The organism is Sphingobacterium sp. 1.A.4 (assembly GCF_002734245.1).
Classification (GTDB): Bacteria; Bacteroidota; Bacteroidia; order Sphingobacteriales; family Sphingobacteriaceae; genus Sphingobacterium; species Sphingobacterium tenebrionis.
Map to the genome: position 1 here is coordinate 15590 of NZ_PEAZ01000057.1, position 21967 is coordinate 37556.

General features: G+C 37.7%; 15 protein-coding genes. 8 read left to right on the plus strand and 7 right to left on the minus strand.

All coding sequences use genetic code 11. The features are described 5' to 3' along the window. Positions 1-4 precede the first annotated feature (4 nt). From CRJ00_RS09705 to CRJ00_RS09720, 4 genes are all read right to left on the minus strand, one after another. Positions 5-1063, minus strand: a complete 1059-nt coding sequence (locus CRJ00_RS09705; RefSeq protein WP_099366679.1) for a LacI family DNA-binding transcriptional regulator — start codon at positions 1061-1063, stop codon at positions 5-7. A 6-nt stretch (positions 1064-1069) separates the two neighbouring features. Continuing rightward, positions 1070-2260: an N-acetylglucosamine-6-phosphate deacetylase gene (nagA, locus tag CRJ00_RS09710; RefSeq protein WP_099366680.1), complete on the minus strand. Its 1191-nt coding sequence runs from the start codon at positions 2258-2260 to the stop codon at positions 1070-1072. A 140-nt stretch (positions 2261-2400) separates the two neighbouring features. Next, the gene (locus CRJ00_RS09715; protein WP_306473108.1) at positions 2401-3990 is read right to left on the minus strand and encodes a Na+/H+ antiporter; all 1590 of its coding nucleotides are present in this window, start codon (positions 3988-3990) and stop codon (positions 2401-2403) included. A 130-nt stretch (positions 3991-4120) separates the two neighbouring features. Then, complete coding sequence (locus CRJ00_RS09720) at positions 4121-5326, minus strand: exo-beta-N-acetylmuramidase NamZ family protein (protein WP_099366681.1); 1206 nt, start codon at positions 5324-5326, stop codon at positions 4121-4123. A gap of 60 nt (positions 5327-5386) precedes the next feature. On the opposite strand from CRJ00_RS09720, the gene CRJ00_RS09725 reads away from it, so the two are divergent. Beyond that, positions 5387-7018: an ABC-F family ATP-binding cassette domain-containing protein gene (locus CRJ00_RS09725; protein WP_099366682.1), complete on the plus strand. Its 1632-nt coding sequence runs from the start codon at positions 5387-5389 to the stop codon at positions 7016-7018. Here CRJ00_RS09725 and CRJ00_RS19360 read toward each other — a convergent pair. After that, positions 6974-7369, minus strand: coding sequence for a helix-turn-helix domain-containing protein (locus CRJ00_RS19360; RefSeq protein ID WP_099366683.1), 396 nt, complete (start codon positions 7367-7369; stop codon positions 6974-6976). The genes CRJ00_RS09725 and CRJ00_RS19360 overlap by 45 nt on opposite strands. A gap of 302 nt (positions 7370-7671) precedes the next feature. Between CRJ00_RS19360 and CRJ00_RS09735 the strand changes: the two genes are divergently transcribed. Continuing rightward, positions 7672-9891 carry an ATP-binding protein gene (locus CRJ00_RS09735; protein ID WP_099366684.1) on the plus strand — a complete coding sequence of 740 codons (2220 nt, stop codon included), beginning with the start codon at positions 7672-7674 and terminating at the stop codon, positions 9889-9891. Then, positions 9884-10441, plus strand: coding sequence for a biliverdin-producing heme oxygenase (locus CRJ00_RS09740; protein WP_099366685.1), 558 nt, complete (start codon positions 9884-9886; stop codon positions 10439-10441). The genes CRJ00_RS09735 and CRJ00_RS09740 overlap by 8 nt, the downstream gene beginning before the upstream one ends. A gap of 5 nt (positions 10442-10446) precedes the next feature. On the opposite strand, the gene CRJ00_RS09745 is transcribed toward CRJ00_RS09740, so the two are convergent. Together CRJ00_RS09745 and CRJ00_RS09750 are read right to left on the minus strand one after the other, a co-directional pair. Further along, positions 10447-11721, minus strand: coding sequence for an acetylxylan esterase (locus CRJ00_RS09745; protein WP_099366686.1), 1275 nt, complete (start codon positions 11719-11721; stop codon positions 10447-10449). A 64-nt stretch (positions 11722-11785) separates the two neighbouring features. Then, positions 11786-12763, minus strand: coding sequence for an SMP-30/gluconolactonase/LRE family protein (locus CRJ00_RS09750; RefSeq protein ID WP_099366687.1), 978 nt, complete (start codon positions 12761-12763; stop codon positions 11786-11788). A 315-nt stretch (positions 12764-13078) separates the two neighbouring features. Between CRJ00_RS09750 and CRJ00_RS09755 the strand changes: the two genes are divergently transcribed. The 5 genes from CRJ00_RS09755 to CRJ00_RS09775 all read left to right on the plus strand — a co-directional run bounded on the left by CRJ00_RS09755 (position 13079) and on the right by CRJ00_RS09775 (position 21622). Further along, complete coding sequence (locus CRJ00_RS09755; RefSeq protein ID WP_099366688.1) at positions 13079-13264, plus strand: hypothetical protein; 186 nt, start codon at positions 13079-13081, stop codon at positions 13262-13264. A 33-nt stretch (positions 13265-13297) separates the two neighbouring features. Beyond that, positions 13298-15235 (plus strand): hypothetical protein, encoded by a 1938-nt coding sequence (locus CRJ00_RS09760; RefSeq protein WP_099366689.1) that lies wholly within the window; start codon positions 13298-13300, stop codon positions 15233-15235. A 304-nt stretch (positions 15236-15539) separates the two neighbouring features. Then, entirely contained in the window at positions 15540-18545 is a 3006-nt protein-coding gene (locus tag CRJ00_RS09765) for a SusC/RagA family TonB-linked outer membrane protein (protein WP_099366690.1), read from the plus strand. Between the two features lie 19 nt (positions 18546-18564). Beyond that, positions 18565-20094: a RagB/SusD family nutrient uptake outer membrane protein gene (locus tag CRJ00_RS09770; RefSeq protein WP_099366691.1), complete on the plus strand. Its 1530-nt coding sequence runs from the start codon at positions 18565-18567 to the stop codon at positions 20092-20094. A 28-nt stretch (positions 20095-20122) separates the two neighbouring features. Beyond that, on the plus strand, positions 20123-21622 hold the full coding sequence (locus tag CRJ00_RS09775) for a DUF4886 domain-containing protein (protein WP_099366692.1): 1500 nt from the start codon (positions 20123-20125) through the stop codon (positions 21620-21622). Positions 21623-21967: the final 345 nt, after the last annotated feature.

Sequence of the window (21967 nt, forward strand, 5' to 3'; positions counted from 1 at the left end):
AGATTTAGTTTTGGTAATACTGGTAATTTTCCTTGCAGATTACATCCAGAGGAGAATAATTGATTTTAGGTGGTGTTTTCTGGGTATTAACTTGAGCAAATAGAGACATGATCGATTGATAGCCTTGTTCGAGAGGTTTATGACAGATCAGAAAATCTATAGTGGATTTCTGAAGGTATTCCACATTCTCTGGCAGAAAATCAAATCCAATTAATCTAATTCCTGAAATTTGCTTTTCCTCAAAAAACCTTGCAATAGTAGATACTCGTGAATTACTAACCAATATGCTTTTAGGGTTAGATGATTTTAGGTATGTTTCTAATTTATTGGATACATAGCTGTAGTCTGTACCTAATATAATTAGATGCTTCATTTTTTGTTCAATATTATGTTTCTTGAAAAATGATCTTACTCCTTCTTCTTTAATAAGAATATGATGATCTTCTTCTAGTTCTTTGGAAACATGGACTATTAAAAACTCCTCATTTGGCTTATTTAATAAACTTATTAACCTAGCCGCTAGTGTTCCACTCTGAAATAGATCTGGCCCGTAATATGCTAGATTATTACATCCTTCGAGATTGGAATTTATAAAATTATAGGGAATATTTTCTTCGTCACTGTATAGACATACTTGTTTCGATTCTTTTAGGAAAGTTGGAGCCAAGACTAAACCATCTACTTTTGCTTTTTTAAGTTCTTCAAATTTTTCAATAAAACTCAAACGGTCATTCTGATCATATAAAAATAACTCCAATTTAACTTGGTAAATTTCTAATTCAGAGACCGCACGTTGAATGCCTTTCAAAGGAGCATCCCAAAAAGCCGATTCTTCTGAACTTTTAGGAACCATAACTGCCAAAGTGATCAATTTACGTTTTGAAAGGGCTCTTCCGATCAGATTAGGTGAATAATTATGTTCATTCAGAATGGCAAGAACACGCTCCTTTGTCGCTTTGGCAACTCCAGGTCTATTATGCAATACCCGATCTACTGTTCCAATGGAAACATTGGCAAGTTTAGCAATCTCCTTTACTCCTTGTAAGTTTTTCTTTTCACTCATGCCTGCTTAACTATATTTTTGAAATTTGATATCCCCCATAACCATGGTCAATTCTGCGAACAAATCCTCATTTAGAATTACCAGATCAGCATCATAGCCTTTTTCAATTTTTCCTTTACGATGATGTATATTCAATATACGTGCTGGTGTTTGTGACATCATTTTAATGGCTTCTACTAAAGGTACCTCTCCCAATCGCACATAATTTCTGATCAATTGATCGGCTGTTGCCACACTTCCAGCAAACGCTGATCTGTCCATTAATTTTGCTACACCATCTTCCACGATCACAGGTAATCCATCTGATTCCCGACCAAGTATACTTTGTCCTTCTGGCATAGCTGCTGCACGCATTGCGTCAGTTACCAAGGCGATCCTGTCTGGGCCTTTTATCTTATAAATAAGTTTTAATAATGGTGGTGGAACATGGATTCCATCTCCAATGATTTCCACATCCATGTCATCGATTAGATATCCCGCTTCTATGGTACCGGCGAAACGTTGCGCATTTTTTCGAGTTATTCCGGACATCGCAGAATAAAAATGTGTAGCTAATGAGAATCCATGGTTAAATCCTTCGAGGACCTCTTCATAAATCGCATTGGTATGAGCAAGAGATGGTAAAACGCCATTTTCTATTAAATAATCTGCAAATTTTAATGCTCCGGGGAGTTCGGGTGCTGCGCTCCAACGAATGATGTGAGAGGAGTAAGCAAGAATAGCCTCATACTCTTCTGGTTCTGGATTACGGATATATTTGGGGTCTTGGGCTCCTCTTTGACTTAATGCTAGATATGGTCCTTCTAGGTGTATCCCAAGAAATGCTGCTCCTGTATCATTCTTTTTTATTGCTTCTTCGTAACAGTCCAACACTGCATAAATACCAGATAATTCTGCAGTAAGGCTGGTTGGACACATGGCTGTAGTACCAAATTGAACATGAGTATTTGCGATGCCTAAGAACGCCTCTAATGTTGCGTCCATAAAATCAAAACCACCTCCACCATGTACATGAAGATCGATAAAGCCAGGAGAAAGGTATCTCCCATTCAAATTTATCTTGACGGTATCTGATTCAACTGCTATTTCACCATGACCAAAATCTAAAATCTTAGTTCCATCAACCAATACATAACCATTAGAAATTTGGGAATCAGATAGAATTATTGCTCCATTGTAGAAATAGGTTTTTGACATGGAATAGTTTATATTGGGTTATTGTTAATCCTGTTAACGATAACAAATATAATATTCCATGCTTTTAAATGCAAGGTAATTTATGCTTATTTGAGGAAAAGCTTTAAAATTGTTTATTATAAAATCGTTAAATTATAATCCTAAACAGCTTTCAACCTTTCCTCTTCCAGATCGATTTGATAGATCTGATGCCTGATCAACTCTTCATCAAACTCTTCACTTTTATTTAATTCTGCGAGGTATTCCCGTTGCACTTGAAAAATCTCAAACAGCATGTTTTTACTGATATCATCCATCCAATTGGTCTCTTGTACTTTGGACTGATCCTCCCAGTGCTTCAATATCTTTTCCATACCCGCATGGCCTGCATATTCGGTTTCATATTTGGATTTAACATGTTGGTAGACATGCTGTCTCAGACCAACTTTCATTTTCAACCGGGTATTTTGCGCTATCTGCTCCTCATCTTCAAGTCCCTCAAATATTTTAAATCTTTTAATAAAATAAGGCAGGGTAAGCCCTTGTACCACAAGGGTCAATAATATCACCACGAAGGTAATGAACAAGATGAGGTTTCTATAGGGAAAAGGTTCACCCGAAGGCAATGTTAAGGGGATGGCTAAGGCTGCTGCCAAGGATACCACCCCACGCATACCGGTCCATCCTAACATGATAGGCAAATACCAGCGCCTTCTACTGAATTGGTTCTGGTGTGCAACCGCTGGTCTAAAAATAACTGTGGCAAACATAGCAGCATACGAGCTCAAAATTCTAGCAAGGATCAGCACCACCGTAACGATCACCCCATAGCCCATAGCTGTACCAATAGGAATTCCATGAGACTTAATAGCTGCTACGATTTCCGGAAGTTCTAATCCGATCAGCAAGAACACCATTCCGTTCAAGATAAATGTAAAACTTTCCCATACAGAATATCCTTTAACCCTACTTGTACTTGCTAAGTAGCTCATCCGTCTAGCAGACAAAAATAACCCCCCAGAAACAACAGCTAACACACCGGAACAATGGAATTGCTCGGCGACCCAATACATGAAATAAGGTTCTATTAAAGTCAGCGCAATATCAGAAGGGGCATCAGTGGAGAAATATTTATGGATCCACATAAAAACCAAAGCGATCAGAATACCTATCCCTACACCACCAAACAACATCCATAGGAAGTCAACAGCTGCTTCTTGAATAATAAATTGTCCGGTTCCAACGGCAACCAATGCAAATCGAAAGATGATTAAGGAGGAAGCGTCATTCAATAAGCTTTCTCCTTCCAGAATTGTCGACGTGGATTTAGGTATTTTCACAAATTTGGTAATTGCCCCAGTGCTTACAGCATCTGGAGGTGATACTATCCCTCCTAGCACAAATCCTAAGGCAATGGAGAATCCCGGGATCATCTGATTGGAAACCAATGCCACCAACAAGGCAGAAAAGAAAACCACCAGAAAAGCGAAACTTCCAATAATCCGCCACCATTTTTTCATTTCCTTAAAGGAGATTGTCCATGCAGCCTCAAATAATAAGGGTGGTAGAAAGATGAAAAATATGAGATCGGGATCGATTTTGATAACTGGAAGACCTGGGATAAAATAGGTCAAAAGTCCGGCGACCACCAATAATATCGGATAGGCGATCTTCAATTTGTTAGCCCAAATAGTCAGTATTACAATCAATAATACCATGACCAATACCATTGGGAGCATGCTATGCATCATAAAAACGTGTGATTAAAAAATAAAAGTATGGAAAAATTAAATTCACCATACTTCTACTTTCAAAAAAAAACACTTAATGTTTCATGCTATTTATTTTTTGTAGCTCTTTATTAGTAAAAGCTATATTTCTTTATTTGTACAAAAGATATTTCTTACGCATTTTCTTGTAAGCGGAAAGCCCAGGTTCCCAGCTCTTTCTAATCTCTTCTTCAGATAAACCTGCTTTAATCTGCTCCTTAAATTCAGATACACCAGCCAAATAATCGATATTACCAATTTGACGATGAATGGATCGGTCGAAGAATCGTTCCTTGTTGGGATGTTTTGCATAGAGTTCCATCATCCATTCCAGGTTAATTTTTTTCGATTTCACCAATTCTTCCAGGTCTGTTTGGCGTAGGTCCAAGCCATAACAAACTTGATCTTGGTACAAGGGGTCTTCCGCTCGACCAGGCATAGAAACCGGTGTATAATGGAAGTTATAAACCCCTTTATACATTGGTCCGCCCACTACCGTAAAAGCATAATCTGTTCCCCGACCATGATTGAGTGAAACCCCTTCAAAAAGACAGGTGCTAGGATATAATAAGATACTTTCTGGGGTATTTAGATTCGGTGATGGATAGATAGGCAGTTTATACAACATATCATGTTTGTAGTTTGCATTTTTAATGACCCTTAATTTTACCTTCAAGTTGTTTTCCAGCCAACCTTCCCCATTTGCCATCTGGGCAAACTCCGCAACGGTTAATCCATGGACTATTGGAATAGGAAATTGGCCTATTCCCGATTTGTTTTTCATGTCCAGAATGGGGCCATCTACAAAATAGGCATTAGGATTTGGACGATCGAGAATCAGCATTTCCTTTCCATATTGTGCTGCAGATTCCATCACATCCCTCAAAATATTAATATTGGTATAAAACCTACATCCTACGTCCTGAATATCATAGATCAAGACATCCACATCAGCTAAATCTTCCTTAGATGGTTTCTTTTTGGCGCCATATAAAGAAATGATCTTTACCCCAGTTCCCTTATCAACTTCATCACCGACCTCGGTACCATTACTGGCATTCCCTCTAAAACCGTGTTCCGGGCCAAATACTTTTACCACATTTATCCCTCTTTTAACCAGGCTATCCAATAAATGGGTCTTACCAATAATGCTCGTTTGATTGGCAATCAGAGCAACCCTTTTACCTTTTAATTGAGGAATATAAAGTTCTGTTTGGTCAGCGCCAGTTTTGATCTTGTCATTTGCGTATTTTAATTGGCCAAATACAAAGCCTGAACTCAAAAAGAGAATGGAAAAAATGAATAGGTTTATTTTCATGATAATTTATTAGGTTAATAAAGTTACATTATCTTTGCAACTTATTAAAATTGCCTACAAGTGTTTAATGTAAATAATATATCCGTTTCCTTTGGAGGAACCACTTTATTTTCAGACGTTTCATTCTCTATCAATGAAAATGATAAAATTGCCTTAATGGGTAAAAATGGCGCTGGAAAATCTACTTTATTAAAAATTATTGCTGGAGTCGGAAAACCTACAACAGGAAATGTCACAGGACCCAAAGATGCTGTTATTGCTTACCTTCCGCAACATTTACTGACTCAGGACGGCTTAACTGTTTTTGAAGAAACAGCTAAAGCTTTTGATGAGCAGAACAGCATGGAGAAGGAATTAAATGAACTTAACGAACAATTGAATGTACGGACGGACTATGAATCGGACGATTACATGAAATTGATCGAGCGGGTTTCCGAATTGAGTGAAAAATTCTATTCCTTGGAAGAAACGAATTATGATGCTGAAATTGAAAAGGTATTAAAAGGCCTTGGATTTGAAAGATCGGATTTCAACCGTCAAACTTCTGAATTTTCTGGAGGATGGAGAATGCGTATCGAACTGGCAAAAATACTCCTAAAGAAACCAGACCTTATCCTACTCGATGAGCCTACCAACCATATGGATATCGAAAGTATCCAATGGCTCGAAGATTTTCTGGTAACACAGGCTAAAGCAGTTATGGTGATTTCCCACGACCGTGCTTTTGTTGATAACATCACCAATAGAACGATCGAGGTAACTATGGGTAAAATCTACGATTATAAGGCTAAATACAGCCATTACCTTGAGTTACGTAAAGAGCGTAGGCAACACCAGATCAAAGCGTATGAAGAACAGCAGCGATTTATAGCTGATAATCAAGAATTCATAGACCGCTTTAAAGGTACTTACTCTAAAACTTTACAAGTTCAATCACGCGTGAAAATGCTGGAAAAACTGGAGATCATACAAATTGATGAGGTCGACACTTCCGCATTGCGATTGAAATTCCCTCCTTCCCCAAGATCAGGAACTTATCCTGTAATGGTAGAAGACCTAACGAAATCCTATGGTGATCATCTAGTTTTTGAAAAAGCAAATATGGTGATCGAAAGAGGTGAAAAAGTAGCTTTTGTAGGTAAAAATGGAGAAGGAAAATCAACCATGATTAAAGCGATCATGGGAGAAATTGATTTTGAAGGGAGTTTAAAAGTTGGCCATAATGCAAAAATTGGTTATTTCGCCCAAAATCAAGCCTCCTTACTGGATGAAGAGCTGACCGTATTCGAAACGATTGATCAGATTGCAGTTGGTGATGTAAGGGTAAAAATAAAGGACCTACTGGGTGCTTTTATGTTCAGCGGAGATGATACCACCAAAAAGGTAAAGGTATTATCTGGAGGAGAAAAGACCCGTTTAGCTATGATCAAATTATTGTTGGAACCTGTTAATGTGTTGATTCTGGATGAGCCTACCAATCATTTGGATATGAAAACCAAGGATATCATCAAGGATGCTCTTCAGGATTTTGATGGCACCTTGATTCTAGTTTCCCATGATCGTGATTTCTTGGATGGTTTGGCAAAAAAAGTGTTTGAATTTGGAAATAAACGGGTTAGGGAACATTTCGAAGACATCAAAGGATTTTTAGAATACAAAAAAATGTCCAGTTTGAAAGAAATCGAGAAATAAGAAGAAAGAGTGCAAATGCACTCTTTTTTTTGTACTCATTTTTTTTCTACGGAATAACTCAAAAATGGTATCCAAATCATTCTTCCTATAATAATGGCGGCTTCCAATTTTAGTAGGGATAAGGGAACCGTTCTTTACCAATCGATAATAAGTGCTCTCACTGATATTTAACAGTTTCAGAACTTCCTGGGTACCCAATAATTCTACTTGCATAGGCTGTGAGATTTCTGGGTTTACCTGCTGGACTTCGGAGGGAATTAACCGATTTTCGTAGAGATTCATGGTTCTAAGTAGGACTTTTAATATATCCTCAAGTAATCTTCGGAGCTTCAAAAGATCATTATGGAGCATAACAATTTGATTTTAAATAATTCAACCTAAAATTGGTTTTTTAATCAGCGAATAACAAGGCACACTAATTTATATTTGCGTTATTAAAATATTAAATAATTCTATATAAAATCACTTAAACAGCGTTCTAATGGAAGAAATAAAATAAAACAATTATTAAGCTGTTTTCTATATTTAATTAGGTAAATTGCATCACAAATTATAATTACTTCACATTAACAAAAAAATCTAATTCCATAATAAAAATTCATGGATTTAGATCCATTTTTCCAGTAATTATATCTTAAAATAGCTTGACTTCAATGAATAAAATTTCTAATAAATGTGAAGATGAACAGATTCATCTTTTAGGACTGATACAACCTTACGGGATATTGATAATCCTCGACAAGGATTTGAAAGTCAAAACCCATAGTCAAGTTATTGAGCCTTTAAATAAGGTTTTTCATGAGGGGGATTGGCTAGATAAAAACATCCAGGGAATTCTTCGACTTCCATTTGAAAAAATCCAACATGCTTTTGATGAACTTTCTGAGCAGAACCAAGCTGAGAATCCTCATCGATTCTCCCAAGAATTCGTCGTGGAGGATCAAGAGTTTTACTTATCCATGTACTGGACCAATGGGTTACTTTACTTGGAATTTGAGGTTAAGCATAATAAACAAGGAAATCTCAATTTATCTTTTAATTCCTACCTTCAAAAGATTTCACAATCCCAGGATTCCCTTTGGCAAGATCTAAGTGATATTTTAGGAGAATTAATGGGCTTTGATAGAGTGATGATCTATCAATTTTTAGAGGATAGCAGCGGCATTGTGGTTGCCGAGCATCTGAAGGATAAGTCATTATCTTCTTTCTTAGGTTTTCATTATCCAGAATTCGATATCCCCCAGCAAGCAAGAGCGTTATATAACAAAAACCACATTCGTTTTATTGTAGACACGGATGTAGCGCCTAATCATATGATCGATATTGGTCAAGAAATCGATTTGCAAAGGGTTGGGATCAGGTCCCTTTCCCCTATCCATCTTCAATATTTAAGAAATGGTGGATTTCGATCAAGTCTAAGTATTTCAATCATCGTAAAAGGAAAGCTCTGGGGATTGGTATGTTGTCAAAACGAAATGCCATTACATGTAGACCTTCAACGAAGGAATCTAGCTTTCACCCTAACCCATTATGCAGCGTCGAGGTTTCAATATCTAGAGCATGAGGAAAAACTCACCTATCTGGGTGAATCTCAGAAATTAGAAAGTCAGATTAAAGAGGCTATTTATTTAAAAAACAATGTTTTTAGAGACCTAGAACCGATCATGCCCCAACTGATGGAAGCTATGATCAGTGATGGAATAGCTATTATTCAAGGGGACGAAATAATGACCTTTGGAGAAACACCTGGGAAATCATCGATCTCTAATTTTATCTCTTCCGTGAAATCGGAACTTAAGGATATTTATTTGAGCAATCTTCATGATAAATATTCCAATATGGATTCCAGTCTGTTTTTTGAAGATTTTCCAGGAATAGCCTTTCTGCCAATTGAAGGTCCATTAGGGTTTACATTGATCTGGTTCCGAAAGGAAACACCAGTGATTAAAAAATGGGCAGGAAAACCGGAAAAGGATTTTGTATTGGATGAAGCCGACCAGGTGTTAAAGCCTTCTCCACGAACTTCTTTTCAATTGTATATGGAGGAAGTGAAAGGATCAGCCATAAAATGGACCCAAAGAGAAGTGCTGTTTCTTCAACGAATCAAGGACGTACTTCAACAGGGAATGTTAAAGAAGGCTTCTCGAATTGCTGCCCTCAATGAGCAGTTGATAGAAATGAACAATGCGTTAGATACCTATGCCTATACCATTAGCCATGATTTGAAAAACCCGCTTACTGCCATTAAGCTTTCGGGAGAATTCTTGAGTGTTAGAGATTCCGTACCAGACGGTTTAAAGAAAAAAATGACGCAGAATATCTTGGATGGCGTTAATAATATCGTTAATATGCTCGATAAGATCCACAGCTTTTCAAAAGCCAGTGTATTTGATTATCAACCTGCATTAATTAGTACCGATAAATTCATTAAAGAAATTGTAGAAATTGCCAGAGAGCGGTATAGCTCTGGGGGGTTAAATGTGTCTTTTGGTGAATTATTGCCTGTTTATGGAGAAAAGACGCTGGTTTACCAGTTATTTGTCAATATCATAGGTAATGCCATTAAATATTCTTCCAAGAGCAAAAACCCGACAGTTTCCATTTCATCCGAGCAATTAGACAATGGAGTGAACTATAAAGTAATAGACAATGGAATCGGTATCAAGAAAAGCGAGTTGGAAACAGTGTATGAAATTTTTAAACGCATGTCCAATTCCGCTGGCTTTGAAGGATCCGGAGTCGGAATGGCCATTGTAAAAAGGATAGTCGATAAACTGAACCTAAAAATTTCCATTGAAAGTAACTTAGGAGTTGGAACCGAAATAGTAATATTTTTCCCTGATTATACGATTGATAAAACATTCCATGAGTAATTTTGCCGATATTCTTAAAAAAGAAACCCTTGCTATCCATCAACAAGTGGAGAAAACCGTCATACAACGGATAAAAAATGTAAATAATCTGGATGCATATAAAATGCTATTATTGGATTTTTACCGTTTTTACAAATCCATAGAAGACGCTAGTCTTCCATATTTGGAGGAAGGAAATTATCCCCACAAACCCAACTACCAAAGGTCCCTTAAAATTATGGATGATTTAATGAGTATGGGGTCGGAAGCTCCAGCAATAAGTCCAATAAACCATCCAGACATTTCCTCTTTAAAAGAGGCATTAAGCGCTATATATGTATTAGAAGGATCTGCTTTGGGTGGTCCCTATATTGCAAAAATGCTTGAAAAAAGAGGGATTGATCAGTCTTTATCATTTTTTATGGGAGATGGAGAAAAAGGGATGGATAATTGGCAGGATTTCAGAAGGCATTTGAATGAACTTCCTATTCAAGAGAACGAAAAACAGGAATTGATCCAATTGGTAAAAGAGGTCTTTCTTAGTTTTGAAAACCAATTAAAGACCTCTTAAATTCATTAGTTCTTCTTGTTCAACCTTTCGGCTAACCATTTTACCTGTGCCTGATGCTGTTCTGGTAGGGTATTATGACCGGTTTCTTTTTTCACCAATAATTCCTTTGGAGCAGTGATCATATTGAAAGCGGAATAATAGGAAGTCGGTGGACAAGTTTCATCATTATATCCCCAAGTATAGAATCCAGGAACCTTTACGAATCTCGCGAAATTAACCACATCATAATATGCGAGATTATCGATATATTTTTCAGCTTGATAACGTGGGGCATTTTGCTGATTTAGGATATGAGGCCAGCCTCCTGCCCTTTGGTTTAAATATCCTGTCAAATCGCATAATGCTGGATAATTACTTCTCAAATATTTAATTCTAGGATCGAGTGCAGCCGTAACTATCGCAAGCGCTCCACCTTGACTACCTCCACTTACAGCCACATCCTGACCGTTGAATTTATCCAATCCAAAGATAAAATCAACTGCCTTAACACAGCCAACATACACTCTTTTATAATAGTAATGATCTTTACTATTTAAATTCATGAAAGGGTATTCAAAAAGCGAGGCTTTAACCAAACTGCTGTATAGTTCCTTGGGTAAATCAACTGGTATACCATGAATACCCATGTTTAAGGTTATAATATCTTCATTTTCAAAATCCTTATTTGCATTATATGGTCTAATACCAGCTCCAGGAACTAATAAAACCGCGGGGAACTTCCCCTCCTTATTAGGTACAGTAAGTACGCCATATAAGCGTCCATCCTTCATATTATTCTGAAAATTAATGGCATAAACCTTGACTTTTTCGTTAGATTGCTCAGGTATCTCTGTCATTATTGGATCTAAAGGTATCTTCCGGGCATCAGCGATCGCATTGGACCAAAAAGATTCAAAATCTGCAGGTAGTTTAACTGTAGGCTGAATTTTTTGTGCTTCAAAAGCCGCAGTCGCCATCCCTTTTATTGTTTTACCCGCCCCAGTTCCAAGAATCGTACAACGTAAGAATCCTGGTTTTGTCATTGTTCCTCCTTTTATAGTACCTTCAAAATCTTTGATCTTTCCAATTTTTAAAGGTGGCATTTTCTCTTCCCCAATTTGATAGTTGATTTCCAATGGTCCTTTAAGGTCTTCAGCTCCTGTTATCTTATAGCTAAAGGTAACTTCTTCATTCAGTAGATAATTCCAATCTGGATGGTTGCAAGTAACTTCAATTTTTACCTGAGCAAAGCACAGGACATAAAGAAATAACAATACGGTGGTTAAGAGGGTTGTTTTCATAGGTTTAGATGTATTTGATTGTTATTCAAATATAAAATTTTTCAATAAGAATTACTTTCTTGGATTAATCTAGGCTCTTTAATTTAACCCGCATCAATTTATCCTTAGCTGTAATATACAAATACCCATCATCCCCAAACGCACAATTTGCCGTTGGATCTCCGGTATGGATCCTTCCAATAAGATCACCATGTTTATTAATTACCACAATACTTTTACCTGCCGCTGCAAATACATCACCCTGCTTATTGATCTTGATACCATCTGCAGCCATCGATTCATTTGGAAAATTCTTCTTAAAATCAAAGAATACTGTTCCTTCACCTTGAATACTCTTACCTTTTAATACATAGCGCATTATATATGGATTATTTCCATCACTCAAGGCTACAAAAAGCTGTTCAGCTTTAGGCGAAAGTGCTATTCCATTTGGACGATCGAGATGATCTATCAAAAGGCTTACCCTACCATCGTCAGCAAGACAATAAACCCCATTAAAAGGAATTTCCTTATTCAAGGTATCCTTTTCCCGATGCGGTAATCCATATGGTGGATCAGTAAAAAAATAATATCCTGAGGGATTTTCGCAGATATCATTGGGCGAGTTAAAACGCTTTCCATCCCAGTTGCCAGCAAACAAATTTTTTGTTTTATTATCCAGATCAATAACCGCAATCCGACGATTACCATGATCACATGCAATCAATTTCCCAATCTTGTTAATCAATAAGCCATTTGTTCCAGGTTCATCACTATAGTGTCCATCTCCGTCAAAACCAGAGGGATGAAGAAATACTTCTTTACCATTTTTTTCATCCCAACTAAAAATCGTATTCAAAGCTGGATCACTAAACAGCAATCGATTATTTTTCCCATCCCAAACTGGTCCCTCTGCCCATTTCATACCATCGGCAAGTAACTCAAGTTGTGAGGTGGAATCAATAAGCTCCAAAAATGAAGGGTCAAAAATTTCAATTTTAGTCTGTGCGGATGAATTGAAGGATAACATGAAGAAACTGATTAACAAATAAATATTTTTCATTCGGGTTGATTTCAAGTATTCCTAAGATAGGTAAAATTCCCTAATCTGGTAAATCACGTTTTTCCATATATGTTTTAACAAATAATATTATAAATCTATAATTAATTGTTTAAACATTTTCATTTTGATAATTTATTGGCATGAAAAATATAAATGTTTCAACAAACATCTTATATTTTGTAATATTTTAGCCACATTATCAATTTCAACTACACTTTAGGTTATTAATACGTACATATAAATATTACCTTGCGGTTAAATTTTAACGTTTATGTAAAACGAAAATTTATATATCACACTAACGCATCTATCTATATGAAAAAAAAGTATTCAAGTCCTGACTTGCAATATTATGAAATTGCAATAGAAAACAGCATAGCAACCGGCTCTGCAAGAGCCAATTTTATCGGACCAAATAATGAAGCCTCCCCGGATGTTGATCCTTGGAATTTAAATCCCAATTCGGAACAAGATAATCCTACGCACATCGAGGATTGGTAGTATTGACCATTTATTATTAATAAAATTCAATTTATGAAAGTATATACTTTAAAAACGCTCTGTTTCCTAGCAGTTTGTGGACTTTTTAGTTGCCAAAAAGATGTAAATGAGCCCATCGGCGCCGATGGCCTCAAAGTTTCTTTTGATGTGGATACAGATACCTATATAGATAATCCTGAAAATGGCGATGATCCTTTAGGAAAAAAATCTAGTATACAAAAATCTAATATTAGTTATAACTTAGTTGATGTTCAACAATATAAGGATGACGATGTTGAATTTGCGGTTTGGAAAGAAGAACTTGGCGTGAACTTAAATGAAAAGATCAAAACGAGCGGAAAAACCCAACAAAATGGAAATATAGCGGTGGCACCTGAATATCCAGACAATTATTTTCCTGCCGCACCCATTCCTGGCGGTCGACAATTAACAAATGGTGTGAAATTTCGAGTGATGATCTATGATCAGAACAATAATTTCATAGATGAACTGGATGGTACGGCCGGGAGTATTGCACCACCGACTACGACCAAACTTAAACAAGGGACAACCTATAAGTGGTTTTCCTACTCCTACTATTCTTCGCTTCCTTTAGCTCCAATTCCTACTGCCAATAAAAATAACCCCAGCCTTAATGTAATGAATGAGGATTTTCTTTATGCCTTCGGAACATTTACTACAGGCGTTGATGCCGGTAATATTCCAGAAACAAAAGTAAAGATTACCTTTAAACACATGATGGCTATGGTTGAAATGAGTGTATTGACCGGAGGATTCGCTGCAAAAGCCGATCTTGCCAAATTTCTAAGCCAGGATGCTTCTAGACCTTATATCCGAGTACATGCAAATGTAATCGAGCAGGGTGTATTTAATTTGCTTTCTGGAACTTTTACAAGCAAATCAAAAGTAACTACCCCTGTTTATGTCAATGCATTAAGCAATTATGCATATGCCGTAAATTACCCTGTAACTTCCTACCATGGTTTTATTTTTACAGTACCTGGAGGAAATAATGAATATATAAATGATTTCACCTATACGGTTGAACCTTGGTTAATTTTGGATCGACCAGCAGCTCCAAGGATTTACAATAAAACATTTACAGACAAAATTAGGATCGATAAGGGGATGTCCTCCAGATTAAGAGTTGTTCCCTTTGATTTGGGTATTAAGGTTCCAGGCACTTCAAACACAGGGGATGTAAATTGGTCCAGAGGTGACCTATATTATGACAAATCCCAAGGATTTACCAATTTAGATGGGTTTACAAGATGGCAACATAGAAATCATGAAGGTACTTCTATTACCTATGCCAGCAGTTTAAAACCTTATGGAGTAACAACACCTACCCCAAGCTATGGTCAACAAGTAAATAATTTTGGTTCTACATACTATCCTTTTAATGCGCCATATCCATTGGCGACTGAAACTACCACAACAACACAAGACCCTTGTAATGGTCTCCAACCGAATGGATCAGTATTAAACGATCGCTGGAGAACCCCAACCATAGCTCAAGGAGTTGCCTTTGCCACTTACTTCAATCAATATGCAAATACAGGAAGGATTAGCCACACCTTTGTTTCCGCATCAGGAACTGATCCAGGTAAATTAATCGTAGTGGTGAATATAAAGGATGGAACAGCAGATGATTGGACAGATCGCATTTCATTTGAAATGAAAGGATATGCAAAATACACCTCAGGTGCTACTCCTGAATATGTTATGGAGCCAACCAGTATTCCGCAAGTTAATGCGAACAGGCAAATTGGTGAAGGTTATTATAGATTAGCTGTGGCAAATGGTTATGCCTACCTCAAAATAACAGCGAATTCTGGAAGCTCACCAAAATTTAAAGCGCAAGTTTATTCTTCCAACAGTACAGCAACTACAGGTGACATCATTAAAGCAACCCTAAATGTAAAAGATGCGATCAATGTTCGTTGCGTGAGAAATTTTCCGACTACATAAATAATCCTAAATCCATATAGAAAGGTCATGAAGTTCATGGCCTTTCTTTGTTAATTCACTACATCATTACTACACAACAATCGATGTGTAAATTAAACACTAAGGATGTTGATTTGTGTGGTAACTTATTTATTTAAAATATTGTTTTTCATTATTTTACGAATCAAAACATAGTTCAATGAGATATTGACATACACCTGATGTAGTAATGTGTAAATAATAAATTTGGAATCAAACATATACATCTTAATATTTGTTAAAGTTTTAAACAAACTATTTGGACACCAATATAAATCGAAATTACATGAAGCATTTATTTACTTTACTATGTTTTGTGTTCTGCGTGAATTTCATTTACGCTCAGGGCACAATCACCGGTACTGTTAAAGACGCGAGTACTTTAGCAGGCATTGCCGGAGCTACAGTATCGGTAAAGGGCAAGGTTTCAGCTACCCAAACCAATGAGATTGGAAAATTTACTATCTCTGCCTCCCCTACCGATACCCTTCAAGTAGCCTATTTGGGATACACTGCCCAATCTGTCGTGGTAGGAAACCAGACCGAAATCACCATTTTTTTGGAAAGTACAGATGAAAACATCGAAGAGGTGGTGGTTGTTGGATATGGTACCCAGCGAAAAGTGGACCTAACGGGTTCCATTGCGCAGGTTAAAGGGGAAGAAATCGCCAATATGCCGAACAGCAATCCAATCAGTTCTTTACAAGGAAAAGTGGCTGGTTTGACCATCAGTAATTCCGGAACTCCTGGTGGAGCGCCTACAGTTCGTATCCGTGGGGTAAACTCCACCAACAATTCCAATCCATTATATGTGGTTGATGGGGTACTACACGACAATATCGACTTCATCAGTCCGCAGGACATCGAATCAATGGATGTTCTGAAAGACCCTTCTTCCATCGCCATTTATGGGTTAAGAGGCGCCAATGGTGTAATCGCAGTCACGTTGAAAAAGGCTGCACGTGGACAAACCAACGTAACTTTTTCTGGGTCGTATGGATTTAACCAGGTGCAGGATCGTATTTCCGTTACGGATGCCGAGGGATTTAAGAAATTGTATGATATGGAACGAGCGAACAATAAAGAAGTTCCTTTTGATTACACAAATTATTCTGCCAATACCAACTGGCAAGATCTTATCTTAAAAACTGCGTTCAACAGCAATAATAACCTAAGTATCTCCAATTCTGGCGAGAAATCGTCTACCCATATCAGTTTGGGTTATAGCAAACAGGATGGAGTTATTCGCAATGGTAGTTATGATCGCTTTACTGGCCGTTTAAATCAAGAAATAATCGTTTCAGAACGTATTAAAGTAGGTGGTGATCTATCCGGAAGTTACTGGAAGATGAACCCGACGAATGTTTCTGTGACTAATGCCCTATGGGCAGCACCGGTGGTAGATGTGATGTTTGATGAAAACACTTATAATGCCATGCCGAGTTTTCAACGTGCGCAGGTAGGTAATCCAATTGCAACGTTGAATAGATTGGATGGTAAAAATCTTACCAGAGGTTATCGTTTTGTCGGTAGTTTATTTGCAGAAATTAAGATATTGGAAAGCTTAAAATGGAAATCCACCGTTTATACCGATTTAGGCTTCAACAATTCCAGAGGATATACCCCATTACCCTACAATTTCATGTATTTTGGAGAATTTGGCGGAGCCAACCAATTGTTTTATGATGATATGCAGAAAACAGCGGTTAGCCAATCTTCGGAAGAGTTTAGAAGATTCCAACAGGATCATACGCTTACCTTTGAGGAAACCTTTAACGACGACCATCGTTTAAGTGCAGTTGCTGGTTTTACAACGGTATATAATGATAATACCTCATTAAGAGGTTCTCGTAGAGATACCACCAATAATGTTCCTGACAATCCTGATTTATGGTATCTGAACATTATTAACCAACAGACCAATCCTGATGGATCTTATTCTGGTGGTGGAGCAAAAAACACCTTGGTTGGTGGATTTTTAAGAGCTAGTTATGCCTACCAAAATAAATACTTATTGAATGCAACTGTCCGTCGGGATGGATCATCCAAATTTGCTCCTAAAAACCGTTGGGGAACTTTCGGTTCCGTAGGTGTGGGTTGGGTGGTATCAGAGGAAGAATTCTTCTCCAATGTAGAGAAAATCAATTTTATGAAATTGCGTTTTGCTTGGGGTAAGATCGGAAATTCCAATGGTATTGCCGATAATATTTATCTTCCTGGCCTATCCAATGGTAATACAGCCATTTTTGGCGATAATGTATATACAGCCTTACAAGCGGCCTACATTCCCGATCCAAACCTTCACTGGGAAATCGTTCGAGGAATGGATCTAGGTTTGGAAATCAAAGCTTTCAACAATAAATTGAGCACTGAAATCAATCTTTACGATAGAACTACCACTGATATCCTAACTGCAGTTCCATTACCAAATGAAACACGCTCCTATTTTACAAATTTAGGTAAGATCACCAACCGTGGTATTGAAGCCTCTATGGGTTGGAACAACTCCTTTGGAGATTGGAAATACGGTCTGAATGTTAACTACAGTTACAACAAGAATGTGGTAAATTCCATTGGTGATAATATAAATTTCCAGATTTTAGGAAACAATGGTGCTAATCGAACTGAAACCGGTCATTCTATCGGATACTTTTACGGATTCAAACAATTGGGGATCTATCAAACAGCGAATGAAATTACAAGTAAACCAGCTTGGAACAATTCCTTACCTGGAGATATCATTTTTGAAGATACCAATGGTGATGGCATAATCGATGACAATGACAGAACCTATCTTGGTACCCCATTCCCTCCACATAACTTTGGAGCCAATTTTACCTTGGGATATAAAGGATTTGATCTTCAGATAGAAGGTGCAGGTGTAGCGGGCAATAAAATATATGCGATCCGTAAAACCAATACTTTCGCACCATTAAATTACGAAACCAACCGATTGGATGCATGGACTGGCCCAGGAACCAGTAATGTGGAGCCAATCGTTGACAACAGTCGTGGTAACAACTTCAAATTCAGCACCTATTTCTTAGAACCAGGGGATTATTTCCGATTGAGAACCGTTCAATTGGGCTATAATTTCGGGGAACGCCTATTAGGAAATTCCTTTATCAAAAAGGCACGTGTATTCGTAAATGCGCAGAACTTAAAAACTTGGAGTAAGGTTACGGGATATTCCCCTGAAGCTGCTATTTCCAGCATTATTGCAGGTGGTTTAGATAATGGTTCATACCCCGTACCATCGACTTATACTTTTGGGGTCAACTTGAATTTTTAATTCCTAAATGTGAAATATTATGAAAAATTATATAAAAATCGCAATAACACTTTGTACAACTGCTTTCCTATTTAGCAGTTGTTCAAAATTCTTAGATACTCAACCGCAGGGATCCTATACCGAAGATAATTATCCTTGGCCTACAGGTGGTAGTCCTTATGACCAGTATATTTTCGGTGCTTATAAAGACTTAAGATCCTATAGCGTACATGTAGATGGTTTTATAAATGCTACCTCCATTCGTTCGGATGATGCCGACAAAGGGAGTACAGCATCTGATGGTGGTGCCGATGTCATTGCTATGGATAATTTCCCTGTGCAAACAAACTCTGGGCGTGCTAATGCCCTTTGGACAGGACATTATGGCTTGATCACCAAATGTAATACAGCTTTAAAAGAAATCGACAGTAATACCACTGTTGTTGCTGATGAGGCCTTAAAACTTCAAGGAAAAGCGGAAGTAAGATTTTTAAGGGCTTACGCCTACTTTAATCTAGTGAGGTTTTTTGGACGCGTTCCTAAAATAGACCGCTTATTTGAAGATGCAGCTAGCCAAAGCAATGTACCTCAAAGCACTGCAGCTGAAATCTATGCCTTTATAGAAGAGGATCTGAATTTCGCCATTCAGTATCTCCCGGACACCTGGGACTCTCAATTCATTGGTCGCGTGACCCGTGGCGCAGCGAATGGAATGTTAGCCAAGGTTTATATCACACAAAAGAAATGGCAACAGGCCTACGATGCGGCAAACGCAGTGCGAACTTCTGGGCGTTATAACTTAGATACAGATTACAGTAAGATCTTCTCAGAAGAGGGTGAAAACAGCTCCGAATCGGTGTTTGAAATCCAAGCTACCGCCTCACCTTCTGTAACTCAGGATAATGGGATACAATATGCCAGTATTCAAGGGGTTCGAGGTGCTGGGAACTGGAATTTAGGTTGGGGATGGAATACCCCAAGTGAGGCTCTAGAAGCGGCTTATGAGCCTGGAGATCCTCGTAAGGAAAGAACAATACTTTATTCAAGTACCACCACAACGACCAACAAAACTGTGTTTGGTGAGAATATGCCGATTTACCCTTCTGATGTTCCGAACCCAAGATATAACCATAAAGTTTTAGGTTCTCCAAGCTTAAGAAATACCATTAGTAGAGGTGGTTGGTGGATCAATGTTCGTATTCTCCGTTATGCTGATGTTGTTTTAATGTATGCAGAGGCTGCCAATGAATTGGGAAAAACGGATGAAGCGAGAACAGCGTTGAATGAAATCCGTGCTAGAGCACGTCGAGGTGCTGCAGCTGGGGTATTGGCGGATGTTACGGCTACAGACCAAGCTACCTTAAGAGATAGGATTCGTCATGAACGCCGTATTGAATTAGCGATGGAACATGATCGTTTCTTTGATTTGGTAAGGTGGGGAACAGCACAAACCGCATTACACGCTGCTGGAAAAACAAACTTTTCCAATTTAAGGGATGTGTTATTGCCAATTCCATTAACACAGATTGATTTAAGTAAAGGTGTTTTGACGCAAAACCCTGGTTATTAATCCCATTTCTAATTAAATGCAAATTACAATGAACACAATATTTCAACAGATCAAATACTGCTTAGCAGTTTTGGTCCTCTTAACAGTAGTCGTTTCCTGTAAACGTGATGGGAATCCGAATGACATCCCTCCTACAGATCTTACTGGAATACAAGGTGGGTCAAACGATGGTGTCATTCGAATATTAGCTATCGGTAACAGCTTTTCTGAAGATGCTGTAGAAGAACATTTATACCAATTGGCGAAAGAAAGTGGCAAACAGGTTATCATAGGAAATCTGTATATCGGGGCAGCATCCATGGAATTGCATCAAAGCAATGTGGAAAGGAATGCTTCCTCTTATGAGTATAGAAAAATTTCCTTGGATGGAACCAAGAAAAATTATCCAAAAGTTTCCATCCTGACCGCTTTAAAGGATGAACATTGGGATTATGTTTCTTTTCAACAGGTCAGCCAAAATTCTGGTCAATTGGAAACCATTCAGAATTCCTTACCTGTGGTATTTAACTATGTAAAAGAAAATGTGTTGAACCAAAACGTCAAATACATCTATCATCAAACGTGGGCATATGCGAAGACCTCTACCCATTCAGGATTTGCAAATTACGATAAAGATCAAATGAAAATGTATGAGGCAATTCTCAATGTATCCCAAAAAGTGAAGGATATTGTGCCTATTGATATCATTGTTCCTTCAGGAACAGCCATTCAAAATGGACGTACTTCTGTTATTGGTGATGATTGGACAAGAGATGGTTACCATTTAAAAATTCCTTTGGGGAGGTATTTGGCCGCTTGTACTTGGTTCGAAACTCTTTTTGGACAATCTTCCGTAGGCATGACCTATAAACCAGAGGCCGTATCAGCTTTTGAAGCAAGTATTGCTCAAAATGCAGCTCATTTTGCGGTATTAAAGCCTTTTGAAGTTACCACCATGACGGATTTCCAAGGTGGATCGGGTGGTCCTTTGGCCAGTGCGGTATTATTGGATTTCGGTAATAATGCAGCTTCAGAAAGATGGAACCAAATCAGTTCATTCCTTGCTGGAACATCCGTAGGATTGAAAGACAGTCTTGGGTCTTATACAGGTATGAAATTATCCATCACCGAACGTTTTAATGGCGTGAATGCAGATGGACCAACAACTACGGTAACTCCATTGAACATGCCTAGTAATGTTTCGAAATATTCTTATTTCGGAAATTCGAAAGGGGCATTTGGAGGAATGACCATCAAGCAATCGGTATTTGAAATTTCCGGGCTGGATAAAAGCTTGACTTATAATCTTTCGTTCTTTGGTTCACGTGGAAGTGTTTCTGATAATCGGGAAACTAAGTATATCAGTAAAGGTACGAATGAGGTTTCTGTTAGTTTGAATACTTCAAGTAATACCAATAAAATTGTTGTGGCTAAGGGAGTTAAACCTGATGCGAATGGTAAGATTACGGTTACTGTAACAGCAGGAGAGAATAATAATAATGGTACTGGATTCTTTTATTTGTCAGCTGTTAGGTTGATGAATGAATAGAATGGGTTGATGAATAGATATTAAACCCGACATTACCCGTCATTGCGAGGAACTTTACCCGTCATCGTAAGTTTGTAGGGAAGTTATAGGAATTAAAGAAACAGAATATAATTTTGTATTTCATTTAGGATACAGCGAGAGAGGGAGTAAGATTTTTAATCGTCATTGGTCCTTGAGAGACCCTTCGCAATGTTAATCCCCCTCTCTTATTCCTATCATAAACTTGGACAGTTCATTAGGCCAGGAGCCTGTTTTTACGATTGATAAGTTATGATAAGAGCTGCTGTAATCCACAAAAATGGTATACAAAGATGGTAACAGGTATTGATTGTTCAAAGGATTATT

Excerpts from the sequence above, each read along its gene's own strand:
- CRJ00_RS09705 (WP_099366679.1), bottom strand. The coding sequence starts at position 1,063 with ATGAGTGAAAAGAAAAACTTACAAGGAGTAAAGGAGATTGCTAAACTT.
- nagA (WP_099366680.1), bottom strand. The coding sequence starts at position 2,260 with ATGTCAAAAACCTATTTCTACAATGGAGCAATAATTCTATCTGATTCC.
- CRJ00_RS09715 (WP_306473108.1), bottom strand. The coding sequence starts at position 3,990 with ATGATGCATAGCATGCTCCCAATGGTATTGGTCATGGTATTATTGATT.
- CRJ00_RS09720 (WP_099366681.1), bottom strand. The coding sequence starts at position 5,326 with ATGAAAATAAACCTATTCATTTTTTCCATTCTCTTTTTGAGTTCAGGC.
- CRJ00_RS19360 (WP_099366683.1), bottom strand. The coding sequence starts at position 7,369 with ATGCTCCATAATGATCTTTTGAAGCTCCGAAGATTACTTGAGGATATA.
- CRJ00_RS09735 (WP_099366684.1), top strand. The coding sequence starts at position 7,672 with ATGAATAAAATTTCTAATAAATGTGAAGATGAACAGATTCATCTTTTA.
- CRJ00_RS09740 (WP_099366685.1), top strand. The coding sequence starts at position 9,884 with ATGAGTAATTTTGCCGATATTCTTAAAAAAGAAACCCTTGCTATCCAT.
- CRJ00_RS09745 (WP_099366686.1), bottom strand. The coding sequence starts at position 11,721 with ATGAAAACAACCCTCTTAACCACCGTATTGTTATTTCTTTATGTCCTG.
- CRJ00_RS09750 (WP_099366687.1), bottom strand. The coding sequence starts at position 12,763 with ATGAAAAATATTTATTTGTTAATCAGTTTCTTCATGTTATCCTTCAAT.
- CRJ00_RS09755 (WP_099366688.1), top strand. The coding sequence starts at position 13,079 with ATGAAAAAAAAGTATTCAAGTCCTGACTTGCAATATTATGAAATTGCA.
- CRJ00_RS09760 (WP_099366689.1), top strand. The coding sequence starts at position 13,298 with ATGAAAGTATATACTTTAAAAACGCTCTGTTTCCTAGCAGTTTGTGGA.
- CRJ00_RS09765 (WP_099366690.1), top strand. The coding sequence starts at position 15,540 with ATGAAGCATTTATTTACTTTACTATGTTTTGTGTTCTGCGTGAATTTC.
- CRJ00_RS09770 (WP_099366691.1), top strand. The coding sequence starts at position 18,565 with ATGAAAAATTATATAAAAATCGCAATAACACTTTGTACAACTGCTTTC.
- CRJ00_RS09775 (WP_099366692.1), top strand. The coding sequence starts at position 20,123 with ATGAACACAATATTTCAACAGATCAAATACTGCTTAGCAGTTTTGGTC.